This is a genomic window from Cellulomonas sp. NPDC055163, assembly GCF_053607065.1.
The window spans coordinates 310,638-324,343 of the sequence record NZ_JBSGSU010000005.1; the positions used below are offsets into that span (position 1 = coordinate 310,638).

The 13,706-nt window shown below is 74.3% G+C and carries 11 protein-coding genes; 2 read left to right on the forward strand and 9 right to left on the reverse strand.

Features of this window, described 5'->3' with window-relative positions:
- Nucleotides 1-10: 10 nt before the first annotated feature.
- On the forward strand, nucleotides 11-1,354 hold the full coding sequence (locus ACWFNE_RS11960; RefSeq protein ID WP_452122634.1) for a hypothetical protein: 1,344 nt from the start codon (nucleotides 11-13) through the stop codon (nucleotides 1,352-1,354).
- 56 nt (nucleotides 1,355-1,410) lie between these two features.
- Here ACWFNE_RS11960 and ACWFNE_RS11965 read toward each other — a convergent pair whose 3' ends face one another.
- The gene (locus ACWFNE_RS11965) at nucleotides 1,411-3,561 is read right to left on the reverse strand and encodes a SpoIIE family protein phosphatase (RefSeq protein WP_452122635.1); all 2,151 of its coding nucleotides are present in this window, start codon (nucleotides 3,559-3,561) and stop codon (nucleotides 1,411-1,413) included.
- Between the two features lie 94 nt (nucleotides 3,562-3,655).
- The gene (locus ACWFNE_RS11970) at nucleotides 3,656-4,144 is read right to left on the reverse strand and encodes a hypothetical protein (RefSeq protein WP_452122636.1); all 489 of its coding nucleotides are present in this window, start codon (nucleotides 4,142-4,144) and stop codon (nucleotides 3,656-3,658) included.
- Nucleotides 4,145-4,371: 227 nt separating this feature from the next.
- Between ACWFNE_RS11970 and ACWFNE_RS11975 the strand changes: the two genes are divergently transcribed.
- Nucleotides 4,372-4,527 (forward strand): hypothetical protein, encoded by a 156-nt coding sequence (locus ACWFNE_RS11975; RefSeq protein WP_452122637.1) that lies wholly within the window; start codon nucleotides 4,372-4,374, stop codon nucleotides 4,525-4,527.
- A gap of 50 nt (nucleotides 4,528-4,577) precedes the next feature.
- On the opposite strand, the gene ACWFNE_RS11980 is transcribed toward ACWFNE_RS11975, so the two are convergent.
- The 7 genes from ACWFNE_RS11980 to ACWFNE_RS12010 all read right to left on the reverse strand — a co-directional run bounded on the left by ACWFNE_RS11980 (nucleotide 4,578) and on the right by ACWFNE_RS12010 (nucleotide 13,629).
- Nucleotides 4,578-4,814, reverse strand: a complete 237-nt coding sequence (locus ACWFNE_RS11980; RefSeq protein WP_034629589.1) for a helix-turn-helix domain-containing protein — start codon at nucleotides 4,812-4,814, stop codon at nucleotides 4,578-4,580.
- A 196-nt stretch (nucleotides 4,815-5,010) separates the two neighbouring features.
- Complete coding sequence (locus ACWFNE_RS11985) at nucleotides 5,011-7,299, reverse strand: esterase-like activity of phytase family protein (protein ID WP_452122638.1); 2,289 nt, start codon at nucleotides 7,297-7,299, stop codon at nucleotides 5,011-5,013.
- Nucleotides 7,300-7,453: 154 nt separating this feature from the next.
- Entirely contained in the window at nucleotides 7,454-7,807 is a 354-nt protein-coding gene (locus ACWFNE_RS11990) for an L-rhamnose mutarotase (protein ID WP_452122639.1), read from the reverse strand.
- 172 nt (nucleotides 7,808-7,979) lie between these two features.
- A complete protein-coding gene (locus tag ACWFNE_RS11995; protein WP_452122754.1) occupies nucleotides 7,980-10,301 on the reverse strand; it encodes a beta-xylosidase/alpha-l-arabinosidase in 2,322 nt (773 codons plus the stop codon).
- 132 nt (nucleotides 10,302-10,433) lie between these two features.
- Nucleotides 10,434-11,327, reverse strand: coding sequence for a carbohydrate ABC transporter permease (locus ACWFNE_RS12000; RefSeq protein WP_452122640.1), 894 nt, complete (start codon nucleotides 11,325-11,327; stop codon nucleotides 10,434-10,436).
- Nucleotides 11,324-12,316: a carbohydrate ABC transporter permease gene (locus tag ACWFNE_RS12005; protein ID WP_452122641.1), complete on the reverse strand. Its 993-nt coding sequence runs from the start codon at nucleotides 12,314-12,316 to the stop codon at nucleotides 11,324-11,326. The genes ACWFNE_RS12000 and ACWFNE_RS12005 overlap by 4 nt, the downstream gene beginning before the upstream one ends.
- A gap of 17 nt (nucleotides 12,317-12,333) precedes the next feature.
- A complete protein-coding gene (locus tag ACWFNE_RS12010; RefSeq protein WP_452122642.1) occupies nucleotides 12,334-13,629 on the reverse strand; it encodes an extracellular solute-binding protein in 1,296 nt (431 codons plus the stop codon).
- Between the last annotated feature and the right edge of the window lie 77 nt (nucleotides 13,630-13,706).

Genomic DNA, 13,706 nt, shown 5'->3' on the forward strand with positions numbered 1-13,706 from the left:
GGCGGCGCGCGTGGAGCTCCGGGACGTCGCGCACGAGCTGTACGGGCTCGCGCCCGCCGACTTCACGGCGGCCCGGAACACGCGCGCCAAGGAGGCCCGCGCAGCGAAGGACCGGGCGCTCGCGACCCGGCTGTCGGCGCTCCCCCGCCCCAGCGCCGCCGCCTGGGCGGTCAACCTGCTCGTGCGCCGCGACCCCGGGCTCGTCGACCAGCTCCTGTCGATGGGCGCCGCGCTGCGCGAGGCGCAGGCGTCGCTGTCCGGGGCCGACCTGCGCGACCTCAACCGTCAGCAGCACCAGCTCCTCGTCGAGGTCCGCCGCCGCGCCGAGGCTGCGGCACGCGACGCCGGTCACCCGCTGAGCCCGGCGATCGCGCAGAACGTGCACGCGACCCTGCACGCCGCGATGGCCGACCCCGATGCCGCGGAGGCGGTCCGCTCCGGGCTGCTCGTCGCGGACCTGCAGAGCACCGGCTTCGGCCCCGTCGACGTCGACGGGGCCGTGGCGCCGGTCGACGCGCCCGCGGACGAGGTGGACGCCGATCCCACAGAGCCGACGCGGCACCGGGTGCGTGCGGACGTCGACGAGCTCGAGGCCGCACGCCGCCGTCGCGCGGCCGCCGGGCGCGCACCGGGACGGCCGGGCGGGCGCACGCAGGGGCGGGTCGAGCAGGAGCGGGCGGCCGGCGCGCCTGCCGAGCGCGACGCGGCCGAACGCGGCGAACGCGGCGCCGCCGAGCGTGCCGAACGGGAGGACGCCGCGCCGACAGGCCATGACGCGGCCACGCAGGCGGACCGGGACGCCGCTGAGGAGGCGGGCGGGCGACGGGCCGAGCAGGAGCGGGCCGAGCGGGAGCGGGCCGAGCAGGAGCGGGCTGAGCGGGAGCGCATGGCCGCCGAGCGCGAGCAGGCGGAGCGAAAACGCGAGCGAGCCGAGCAGGAGCGCGCCGAAAGGGAACGCGCCGAGCAGGAGCGCGCGGAACAGGAGCGCGCGGAACGGGAGCGGGTCGCCGCCGAACGTGCGGCGGAGCGCGAGCGTGCCGCCGCGGAGCGACGCCGCCGCGCGGAGGTCGGCCGACGTCTCGCCCGCGCGGAGAAGCAGCTCGCCGCCACCGAGCGCGGCCTCGTCGCGGCCGACGAGACCGTCGAGGACGTCGAGACCCGGCACGAGCAGACGGTCCGCGAGATCACGGAGGCGGAGCAGCGGCTCGCCCGGCTGCGGGCCCGGCGGACCGAGCTCGACGCGCAGCTCGGGACCGCGCGCGAGGCGGCGGACGACGCCGCGGCAGCGCGCGACGACGCGCAGGGCGTTGTCGACCGGCTCCGCGAGGAGCTCGACGACCCCTCGGCGGGCTGACTGCTCGTCGAGCGCGGGTCAGCCCGCTCCGACAGCCGCACGAGGGGCCCGCACGATCAGCCCGGCAGAGGCGTGATCTCGGGTGTGTCGGGGACGTCGGGCGGCACGACGTTGGGGCCGGCCTCCGCCGGCCGCGGCCGGTCCTGGCGGTGCAGCCGGACGGCGACGAGCGCGACGTCGTCGCCGGGACGTGAGGGCAGCATGCGGCGCACGACCTCGTCGCACAGCTCGTCGAGGCCGAGCCCGAGCGCCGCGACCTCCTCGAGCGTGTCGCGCAGGAGCGCCATGCCCTCCTTGAGTCCCCGGTCGCGCCGCTCGACGAGCCCGTCGGTGTACAGCAGCACCGTCGAGCCGCGGTCGAGCGCGACCTCCGACTCGGTGCGACGGGAGTCCGGCTGCACGCCCAGGAGCATGTCGGGCCCGAGGCCGGAGAGCACGAGCACCGTCCCGTCGGGGTTGACGACCATCGGCGCCGGGTGCCCGGCGTTCGACCAGCGCAGGTGCGTGACGCCGCGGGCGCGCTCGTCGTCGGTCTGCTCGATGCGCGCGACCACCGCGGTCGCGAGCGTCTCGACCTGGAGCGTGCGCAGCGCCCGGTCGACCTTGGTGACGAGCTCGCCGGGGCCGGCGCCCGTCGCGACCGCGATGCCGCGCAGGATCGACCGGACCTGGCCCATGGCCGCCGCGGCGGTGATGTCGTGCCCGACGATGTCGCCGATCACGAGGACCGTCGCACCGTCCGGCTGCAGGAAGGCGTCGTACCAGTCCCCGCCGACCTTCGCGGCCTCCGCGGCGGGTTCGTAGCGCACGACGATCTGCACGTGGTCGGGCTCGGGCGGCGCCGTGAGCAGCGAGCGCTGGAGCTCCTCGGCGACCTGCCGCTGGCGCCGGTACAGCCGCGCGTTGTCGAGCGCGAGCCCGGCCCGGCCGGCGACCTCGACGGCCGTCGCCCGGTCCTCGTCGCCGATCCGTCCCCGGCCGGCACCGTTGAAGAGGCTGACCGCACCGACGGTCCGCCCGCGCCCGCGCAGCGGCAGGACCGTCGCGCTCTCGGGCGCGAGCCGCCCGACGAGGTCGTGGGCCTCCCCCGGTGCGAGGACCCCGCGCACGGCCTCCGTCGCGCCGTGCGGGACGTCGACGACCTCGCCGGTGCCGAGCGCCCGCAGGAGGAACGAGGAGTCCGCGAGCGCCGAGAGCCGCACCTCGGAGTACCGCGCCGCGAGGGCGCGGGCCTGCGGGTCGACGTGCCACGACCCGACGTCGCGCAGCCGCCGGCGCGGTCCACGCGACTCGTCGTCCTCGATGAGCGTCACGACGCACCAGTCCGCGAGCGCGGGCACCACGAGCTGCGCGAGCCGTGCCACGGCCTCCTCCGCGTCGAGGGTCTCGGCGAGGCTCGACGTCACGGCGGCGGTCAGCGCGGCGCGCGCGACGGCGTTCTCGGCGCTCTCCTGCGCGCGCCGGCGCTCGGTGATGTCGAGGAAGTAGACGGCCAGCCCGTCGAGCCCGGGCCACGCCCGCACCTCGTACCAGGCGTCGAGCGGCGCAGGGTAGTGCGCGTCGAACACCACGGCCTCGCCGGACGCGGCGGCCCCGCGGTAGTTCCGCTCGAACTCGGACCCGACGGCGGCGGGGAACAGCTCCCACAGGTCTCCGCCGAGCATCTCCTCGCGCGCGCGCCCGAGCAGGCGCTCGGCCTCGGCGTTGACGTACGTGAAGCGCCAGTCCGCGCCGACGGAGAAGAACGCCGTCGGGATCGCCTCGAGGATGCGCGCGACGCGCGCCTCGCCGTCCTGGCGCTCCGTGGCGTCGTACGCCGCCCCGAGCACCCGCCCGGCCGTCCCGTCCGGGCCGGGCAGCACGCGGCCGCGCGCAGCGACCCAGCGCGTCGTCCGGTCCTCGAGCACGACCCGGTACTGCATCTCGAAGTCGCTGCACGCCGTGATCGCCTCGTCGAGGAGGCTCTCGACCATGCCGCGGTCGTGCGGGTGGACGCGGGACTGGAAGCCGCGGAACGTCTGGTCGAACGTGCTCTCGTCGTGCCCGAAGATCTCGAGCATCCGGGCGTCCCACCGGATCCGGCCGGTGCGCAGGTCCCAGTCGTACGTCCCGATCCCGGCGGCCTCGATCGCGAGCTCGCCCAGCAGGAGCGCCGGGTCGGGGACCGCCTCGTGCCCGTCGTCCCCGCGCGCACCCGGGCTGACCATCCGACCTCCTGCGTGTGCGCCGGACGGTGGACCCGCAGCGTGAGGTCTCATCATCCCCGACGATCACGCGTACGCCGACGCTGTGCGACGCACGTCACTCGGTCGGGACGTCCAGCGCTGCGCCCGGCGGCCGCTGCCGGCGGCCCGCGTCGGCGACGAGCTGGTCGAACGCCTCGCCGGCGAGCGCGTCGGTGCGTGCCACGACGCGGGCGAGCATCCTCCGCCGGGTCAGGCCGCGCTGGCCGGCGACGATCGTGAGCGCCTGGTCGATGCGGTCCGCACCCCGGCGCCATGCCGCGACCTGCTCCGCGAGCGCGGCGTCGTCCGCTGCCTGCCCGGCGCACTCGTCGGCGAGGCGGCGGACCGTGGCGAGCGTGGCCCGCACGCGCGCCTCGGGCGAGCGCTGCTGCTGGGCGGCGGCGAGCCGCGCCCGCCCGGCCTCCAGGGTGCGCTGCGCGGCAGCGGGCAGCTCGGGGTGCTGCCGCAGGAAGTCGTCGACCGCGCGCCACGTCTGCACGACGCGCGGCCACTGCTCGGCGACCGCGCGCCACGTCGATCCCGCGAGCTCCGAACGTCCTGCCATGCCCCATCACCCCTCGCTCGGCCGCCGGCCCGCCCGTGCGAGCCCGGCGGGGTCGGTCCCAGGGTGCTCGCACCGGGGCGCGCCTGCACCCGCAGACGTCACGACGCGCGGGCACCCCGGCGAACGACGCGCGGGGTCGGCGTTGTCACGGGCACGGCCGGTGAGGTCGTACGCTTTGTCGCAAGTGCCCGGTCGACGAGGACGGGGCAGCACGGAGGGGGACCCTCATGCACGACACGCATCCCTACACGATGTTCTCCGGCGCGGGCGAGAACCCTGCCGCCGGTGGCCGCCGGCTCGTCGCCTCGGTCGTGCTCGTGGCGGCCGTCTTCCTCGCCGGTCCTGCGGCGCTCGATCTCGTGGCCGGGCTCACCAGCCTCTAGCCCGACCCGCCGGGCGTGCCGGTGGCGGTGCAGGTGCCGGCGGGCGGGCGTCAGCTCAGGCCGGCTGCCCGCGCCCACGCGACCGCCTCGGCACGCGTCGAGACGCCGATCTTGCGGTAGGCGCTGCGCACCTGGGACTTCACGGTGTTGCGCGAGACCCACAGCCGGGCCGCGATCTCCTCGAGCGTGACGTCCTCCGAGAGCTCGGCCAGGACCACGCGCTCGCGCCGGGTCAGCGGCTCGGCGAGGGGGGTGATGAGGGTGCGCGTGGCCTCGATCGTGCTCATGGTGATCCTCCGGAAGCGGCGCGACCCGGTCCGTCGGGTCGCGCTCGAGCGTCTGTCACCCGATGAGAGGCACCACCGTCACCGCTATGACGCGGTTTCGTGAACGTGTTCTCACCTGTTCGTGAGCGCGTCCACGCACCCGTCCGGGGGCGGTCGGTGGCGTCTGCCGCCGACCGCCCCCCGGGCGCACGACCGGTCAGCCGACCGCGGCCACCGCGCGGTCCGGGTGGTCGCTGAACAACCCGTCCATGCCCGCGTCGACGAACGCCCGGATCTCCCCGGCGAGGTCGCCGTACGCGTTCGGGTCGGCGCTGCTGCGCAGGTCGGCGGGCAGGAACTGGTTCTCCGCCCGGAAGGTCCACCCGTGCACGACCAGGCGCGCGCGGTGCGCGTCGGCGATCACGCGCGTCGGCTCGCCGAGGGTCCCGTCGGCCGCGCGCGGGATCATCACGTCCTTGCACAGGCCCACGCCGTCCGCGTAGCGCGCGACGTCGCGCAGCCCGGCGCGGGTCACGAGGTCGGCATAGGTCCGCGGGTCGCCCGCGGCGACGAGGTCGTACGGCGCCCCGGAGCAGTTCACGAGCTGCGCGAGCCCCACGCCGGTCATCCGGTCGAGCTCCCGCAGGTTCCCCGTCTCGAAGCTCTGCACGATCACCGGCGCCCTGCGCCCGTCGAGCCGCGCCGCCTTCAGCTCGGCGACGAGCGGCTCCTCCAGGGACAGCCCGATCGAGTCGAAGTACGTCGGGTGCTTGGTCTCCGGGTACACGCCGACCTGCTCGCCGTCGCACGTCGTGGACCGGCGGGCCAGGTCGAGGACCTCGTCGAGCGTCGGGATCTCGTAGAGGCCGTCGAACGCGGTGTTCGCCGGGCGGGTCGCCGGGATGCGCTCCTTCGCCCGCAGCGTGCGGAGCTCCGCGAGCGTGAAGTCCTCGGTGAACCAGCCCGTGAGCGCGACGCCGTCGATCGTCTTCGTGACCCTGCGGTCCGCGAACTCCGGGTGCGTCGCGACGTCGGTCGTGCCGCCGATCTCGTTCTCGTGCCGGGCGACGAGAACCCCGTCCTTCGTGGGGACGAGGTCGGGCTCGATGAAGTCGGCGCACTGCAGGATCGCGATCTCGTAGGCGGCGAGCGTGTGCTCCGGCCGGTAGCCGGACGCGCCGCGGTGCCCGACGACGGTGACGTCGCCCGGACGCTCCGCCCGGCTCTTCCGGAGCTCGACGAGCGCGACCTCGGTGTCGTCGGGCGTTCCCGGCACGCGCGCTGCGTTGCCCGGGTAGTTGGTGTCGTTCGCGATCAGGAGCCGCCCGTCCGCGAGGCGCACGACCGTCTCGAACGACTGCACCGCGAACGCGAACGGGTCGCCCGTGCCGTAGCCGTCGCCCGCACCGATGCCGTCGGGGTTCGCGATCTTCAGCGCGTCGAGCACGAGCGTCTTCTCGAGGTAGCCGTCGCGCTCGCGGTGCCGCAGGTCGACGCCGTACACGCGCTTGGTGACCGACGCGGGACCGTCGAGGTTGTCCCGCTCGACCACGAGCAGCTCGTGGCGGCTCGTCATGAACGCGTCCCCGACGACGTTCGCGGCACGGTCCGTCTGGTACGACCACGTGCGCTCCGTGTACTCCCCCGTCCGGGTGTCGAGCTGGTAGACCGTGCGGCGGCGCTGGTCGGCGTCGTCGACGAACGCACCCTCGGTGACCGGGTAGAGGTACGTCCCGTCGGGCGAGCCGGCGAGAGCCTCGAAGCCGTTGCTCGCGCGGAGCCGGGGAGTCTCGCCCGGTGCCAGGTACGGGTTCTGCGGCGACCTCACCCCGGGCAGCGGGACGGGCGGTGCGAGCAGCGCACCGTCGGCGTCGACGTGCAGCACGAACGGCCCGAACTCCTCACCGATCCAGAACGTGCCGTCGGGCGCCCGCACGATCGACTCGACGTCGAAGTCGGCGCCCGTGAGCAGCCGCTCGGGCGTCGCGTCGTTGACGATCGGGAAGTCGACGTGGTGCTCGGGGTCGCGCAGCGACAGGTGCTCGCCGAGCTCGAGGGCGCCCGGTCCGCCGTCCGCGGTCTGCCACTGCGGTGTGACGCGGTAGAGGCGCAGCAGGAAGTCGGCGGAGTTCGCCTTCGTGCCGAAGCCGTTGTCGGGCAGCGCCCAGAACGTGCCGTCGCCCGCGTCGACCATCCCCGAGAAGCCGGGCACGACCTGCCCGGGGAACGGGCCCTGCCGCCCGTTGGCGGGCGTCGCGAGCGCGCCGGAGGGCGGGCCCTCGGTGACGGTGTCGGCCGACAGCGTCGCGCGTGCGACGAGCGTCGGCGTGGTGGTCGTGCGGCGGTCGCCGCGCTCGATGCCGGACGTGCCGCGGGACGTCGCGGTGGACGGCTCGTCCGCGGCGGCTGCCGTGGTCGCGGCTGCCGCCGCGGGGGCGAGCAAGGTCACCGCGAGCGTCAGGCACACGGGCACGGCGAGGCGAGGGAGGCCTGCTCTGCGTCTCATGCTCTCGATCGAACTCCCGGTCGCCGACTCACGCCACAACTGCGGGCGTGGCCCGGGTGACGATCGGGTGAACCGGCACCTTCGGGCAGTGCGGGCGCCACCCCGCACCGCACCGCACCGCACCGCACGGCACCGCACCGAGCAGTCGCGGTCGTCAGCGCGGGGTGCCGCCCCGACCGAGCGCCGCGAGCTGCGCGTCGAGGTCGAACACGCACTCGAGCACGACGAACCCCTCGTCGGGCGGACCGTCGGACCCGAACAGCTCGGCCATCTGCGCCTGCCACCGTGCGTTGACCTCGCGCGCCGCCATCGCCTCGCGCGCGGCGTCGAAGTCGTCCACGTCGACCACGCCCACGAGCAGCCCGTCCGGCGCGAGGTGCAGCGTGTAGTCGCGCCACCCCGTCGCGCGCAACGCCTCGAGCATCTCGGGCCACACCTCCGCGTGGCGGGCGCGGTAGACGTCGATCCGGTCGGGACGGATGCGGGAGAGGAAGCAGACGCGGGCCATGGGACCTCCGGTGCGGACGGGCGCGCGTGCGGCGCGGCGTGGGCGAGCGGGCACGGGGCGGCCCGCACCAGGAGGATGCCCGCACCGGAACCACGCCGTCACGCACGAGCGGCGAGCACCCGGTGACCGGGTGCCCGCCGCCCGCGGAGGGGACGCTGCCGCGCGGCGCCTGCTACGACGCGCGCACCACGTCCACCTGCGCGCAGCGAGGGTCCGCGACGGTGACCGGGTGCACGCTCCCCACGAGCGTCACCCGCCCCTCGAGCACGCGGTCCTCGCACGAGCGGCCCACCCAGACGTCCACGGCCCCGGGCTCGACGACGCGTCGCAGGCTGCGGTCGCTGAACGCGAGCCGCGTCGCCGGCACGGCGAGGTGCACCGTGGCCTGCTCCCCCGCCGCGAGCTCGACCCGCGCGTAGGCGAGCAGCTGCGCGACGGGCCGCGTGACCGAGCCCACGACGTCGTGCCCGTACAGCTGGACGACCTCGGCCCCGGCGCGGTCGCCGTCGTTGCGCACGTCGACCGCCACGTGGATCGTCCCGTCCGTCGCCACCTCGGAGTCCCGCAGCACGAGACCCGGGTAGGAGAACGTCGTGTACGCCAGGCCGTGGCCGAACGGCAGCACCGGCGCCGTGGCGACGCTGCTGACCGACGACGCACCGCCGAGCGGCGGGTGCAGGTAGGAGTACGGCTGGGTGCCCGCCGAGTTCGGCAGGCTCACCGGGAGCCGGCCGGAGGGGTTGACCCGGCCCGACAGGACGCCCGCGATCGCCGCGGCGCCCTCCTCGCCCGGGAAGAAGGCCTGCACCACGGCCGCGCAGCCCTCCACCGCCCACCCGATCGCGTACGGGCGCCCGGTGAGCAGGACGAGCACGACCGGCGTCCCCGTCGCGACGACGGCCTCGACGAGCTCGCGCTGGACGCCGGGCAGCTCGAGGCTGTCCCGGTCGCACCCCTCGCCCACCGTCCCGCGCCCGAACAGCCCCGCCTGGTCGCCGACGACCACGACCGCGACGTCGGCCCCGCGGGCGGCGGACACCGCGTCCGCGATGCCGTCGCGCACCTCGTCGTCGACCTCGCACCCGCGTGCGTACGTGACCTCGGCACCCGTGAGCTCGCCGCGCAGCGCGTCGAGGACCGTGGCGACGTCGATGCCGAGCTCGGTCCCCGGGTGCTGCGGGAGCACGTGGTTGACGAACGAGTAGCACCCGAACAGCGCCTCCGGGCGGTCCGCGTTGGGCCCGACGACGGCCACACGGGCCGGGCTGCGCAGCGGCAGCACGCCGTCGTTGGTGAGCAGCACGACCGACTCCTCGGCCAGCCGCGCCGCGAGCGCACGGTGCTCGGCCGGGTCCAGGTCGACGCCGGCGCGGCGGGGCTCCGCGCTGAAGTCGGCGTCGAGCAGCCCGAGGTCCTCCTTCTGCGTCAGCACCCGCAGGACGGCGAGGTCCACGAGGCCCGGGGACACGTCGCCGCTCTCGACGGCCATCGCGAGCGGCTCGAGGTACGCGTTCCCCGTCGGCAGCTCGATGTCCACGCCCGCCTCGAGCGCCTGGCGCGCGGCGTCCGCGAGGTCGCCGGCGACGGCGTGCAGGGTGTGCAGGAACGCGACGCCGAAGTAGTCGGCGACGACCGTGCCGTCGAAGCCCCACTGCTCCCGCAGCAGCGCGGTGAGCAGGGTGCGGTCGGCCGCGGCCGGCACGCCGTCGACCTCCGCGTACGAGTGCATGACCGAGCGGGCGCCGCCGTCGAGGACCGCCATCTCGAAGGGCGGCAGCAGCAGGTCCGCGAGCTCGCGCGGCCCGGCGTGGACCGGCGCGAGGTTGCGCCCGGCCCGCGACGCGGAGTAGCCGACGAAGTGCTTGAGCGTCGCGATGATGCCCGCGCTCTGCAGCCCGCGCACGTACGCCGTGCCGATCGTGCCCACGACGTAGGGGTCCTCGCTGATGCACTCGTCGACCCGGCCCCAGCGGGGGTCCTGGATGACGTCGAGCACGGGAGCGAGCCCCTGGTGCACGCCGAGGTCCGCCATGCTCGAGCCGACCGCGGCGCCCATGCGCTCGACCAGCTCGGCGTCGAAGCTCGCCCCCCACGCGAGCGGCGTCGGGAACGTCGTCGCCTTCCACGCCGCGAGCCCCGTGAGGCACTCCTCGTGCGCGATCGCCGGGATGCCGAGGCGGGTGTTCGCGACGAGCCAGCGCTGGGCGTCGCGCAGCGCGCGCCGACCGGCCTCCGGCTCGACGGGACGGGTGCCGAACATCCGGGTCAGGTGACCGAGCCCCTCGCCGGCGAACTCCTCGAACGGCGGCGCCTGCTCCCCGATCATCGCGTCCTGCAGCGGAGCGACGACCTCGCCGTCCGCCCCGGCGCCGACCCACAGGCCGACGAGCTGCGCGAGCTTCTCCCGGAGCGTCATCTGCTGCAGGAGGGCGACGACCCGGTCGCTCCAGGGCCCGTCGGTGGTGGTGTCCGGGCGCGCGACGCCCAGGTCGATGTCTGTCACGGTTCGTGTCCTCACTGGAGGAGCACCCGGTGGCGGACGCACGCCGGGCGGCGGCCCGCCGGCCGGGCGCGCGTCCGGTGACGTGCGCGCGGCCGGGGGCCGTGGTGGTCGGACGGGCGGGCGTCAGCCCTTGACCGCGCCCTGCAGGCCGTTGACGATGCGCTTCTCCATCGCGAGGAAGAACACCAGCGCCGGGATCATCGCGAGCGACGTGAACGCCAGCACCCCCGCGGTGTCCTGCGCGTGCTCGCTCGAGAAGCTCGCGACGCCGAGCGGCAGCGTCTGCGTCGTCGGGTCGCTGAGGATCAGGAGCGGCAGCAGGTACGCGTTCCACGACGCGACGAACGCGAGCACGCCGACCGTCACGAGGCCGGGGCCCGAGAGCGGCAGGAGGATCCGCCAGAAGAACCCGACGCGCGACGTGCCGTCGATCATGGCCGCCTCCTCGAGCTCCTTGGGCAGCGCCATGAGGAACGGCCGCAGGATCACGATCGTCATCGGGAGCGCGAACGCCGCCTGCGGGAGCGCGACACCCCAGAACGTGTTGTTCAGGTTGAGGTCCCGGATCATCAGGAACAGCGGGATGATCGCGACCGTCAGCGGGAACAGCAGGCCCATCGTGAAGACCGTCGTGAGCATCGCCCGGCCCCGGAACCGGTACCGCGCGAGCGGGTACGCCGCCATGACCCCGAAGACCGCGACGATCACGGTCGTGATGAGCGAGATCACCGTCGAGTTGAACGCGTAGCGCCAGAAGCTCGCGGACGTCAGCACGTTGACGTAGTTGCTGACGACCCACGGGTCGGGCAGGCCCACCGGCTCCGCGGCGAGCTGCGCGTTCGAGCGGAAGCCGCCGAGGATCGCGTAGAGCACGGGCCCGAGGGTCGCCGCCGCGACGACGAGGGCCGCAGCGTAGACGAGCGGGTTGCCGCCCGTGGCGGACGAGCCGCGCCGGCGACGCGGGGTCTCCAGGACGGCCGGCCGGCCCGGGGCGGGCGTGACGGCGGGGGCGCTCATCGCTGCACCTTCCTCGGCTTGGGGGCGTCCTGGTTGTCACGGCGCAGGACGACGTACTGGTACAGGGCCGCGAGCACGAGCGAGATGCCGAACAGCAGCACCGCGACGGCCGACGCGTAGCCGTAGAGGCTCCGGTTGGTGCCCTGGTTGATCAGGTACGTCGCCATGGTCATGGTCGAGTTCGCCGGGCCGCCCTTGGTGAGGATCCAGACCATGTCGAACAGCTGCAGCGAGCCGATCATCGACAGGAAGCCCCACGTGCGGATCGTCGGGCCGAGCAGCGGGATCGTGATCCGGCGCTGCACCTGCCACCACGACGCCCCGTCGAGCTGGGCCGCCTCGTAGAGGTCCGTGGGGACGCCCTGCAGGCCGGCGAGGAACAGGATGATCGCGAGACCGAGGTACTTCCAGGTCAGCACCACCATCACGGTGTAGAGCGCGATCTCCGGGTTGCCGAGCCAGAGCTGCTTGGCGCCCGAGAGCCCGAGCCCGTCGAACACGGCGTCCACGAGGCCGCCGGGCTGCAGCAGCATGAGCCACACGACACCGGCGACGACCTCGGCGAGGACGTACGGGACGAAGATGATGACGCGCATCGCCGCGCGGCCCCGGATCTCCCGGTTGAGCAGCAGCGCGATCGCCAGGCCCAGGGGCAGCTGGATCACGATCGACAGCACGATGATGATCAGGTTGTGCATGACCGCGTCGGTGAAGACCTGGTCCTGCAGCGCCTTCGCGTAGTTCTCGAGCCCGACGAAGTCGTCCATCGGGCCGAGGCCGTTCCACTTGTACGTCGAGTAGCGGACGGCCTGGAGGACCGGCGTCACGACGAACAGGACGAACAGCGCGAGCGCCGGGGTGACGAAGAACAGGATCTCGAGCCGCTTGCGCCACTCCACGGAGACCGTCGCACGCGGCCGCCCGCCCGCGGCACGTGCGGTGTCGCGAGGGGTGGCAGCGACGTCCGTGCGCGTCGGGCGTTCGGTCACGTCGTCTGCCACCTCGTTCACTCGCTCTCGGCCGCAGCCTGCGTGGCGTCGACGATGTCCTGCGGGGACGCCTGGCCGGCGAAGAGCAGGGCGATCGCGTCGTTCATCGCGCCACCGATGTTCTCACCGAAGGCGGTGTCGAAGTAGAGCTGGACGAACGGCGCCTCGTCACGGAACGTGAGGAGCTCGGCCAGCGCGGGGTCGGCCACCGAACCCGTCGCGGCGGGCTTGGTCGGCAGGCCCATGCTCTGCTCCGCGAAGCCGATCTGGACCTCGTCGCTCAGCAGGTAGTTCACGAAGTCGACGCACTCCGGCGGGGCCTCCGCCGAGCAGGCCCACGCGTCGCCGCCGCCGAGCGCCGCGGCGGGGTCACCCTCGCCACCCTCGACCGACGGGAACGGGAACCAGCCGGTGTCCGCGCCCAGGCCCTGCTTGTCCTCGGTGAGCCCCTGCATGACGCCGGGCTCCCAGTGACCGGCGAGCTCCATGGCGACCTTGCGGGTCGCGAGGAGGCCGGACGCGCTCGTCGGGCCGGTCTGCGCCGGCGTCGCGAGGAAGCCCGCGTTGAACGGCTCGGCGCCGATGAGCTTCTCGAGGTCCTCGCCGGCCGCGACGAAGCACGGGTCCGAGAAGTCCTTGAGCGTGACGGCGTCCGTCAGGACCTGCTCGCTGCAGTGCCGCAGCGCGAAGTAGTACCAGTAGTGCGCGGCGGGCCACTTGTCGCCCGCGCCCACGGAGATCGGCTCGATGCCGGCCGCCTTGAGCTTGTCCGACGCCGCCACGAGGTCGGCCATCGTCGCGGGGGCCTCGGTGATGCCGGCCTCCTGGAAGAGCGCCTTGTTGTACCAGAAGCCCACGACGCCGAGGGAGAAGGGCAGCGCGTAGGTCTTGCCGTCGACCTGCCAGCCCGCGACCGAGCCGCCGATCTTGTCGATGGCCTCCGAGGAGCCGTCGGACAGGTCCTGGACGAGGCCGGCCTCGACGTGCGCCGCGAGCTCGCCGCCGCCGCGCTCCATGTAGACGTCGGGGGTGTCGCCCGTCTGGAAGGACGCGTCGAGCTTGGTGAGCATGTCCTCGTGCGCCAGTGCGCTGATCTCCACCGTCACGCCGGGGTTGGCGGCCTCGAAGTCGGCCGCGACCTTCTCGTAGTAGCCCTTGCCGGGCTCGTTGTTGGAGTTGTGCCACCAGGTGAGCGTGGTGCCGTCCGCGGAGTCGTCGGGGGTGTTGCCGCTCCCGCCGCCGCTGCAACCGGCGGCCAGCAGGGCCACTCCGGCAGTCATCGCAACAGCCGAGAGCAGTCGGTTCCTCGCCATAGTGAGTTCCTTCGTCGTCGTTGACTGGGTAATTCGCGGCGAGCATGCCACACCGTTTCGCCCACGGTCAATCGTTA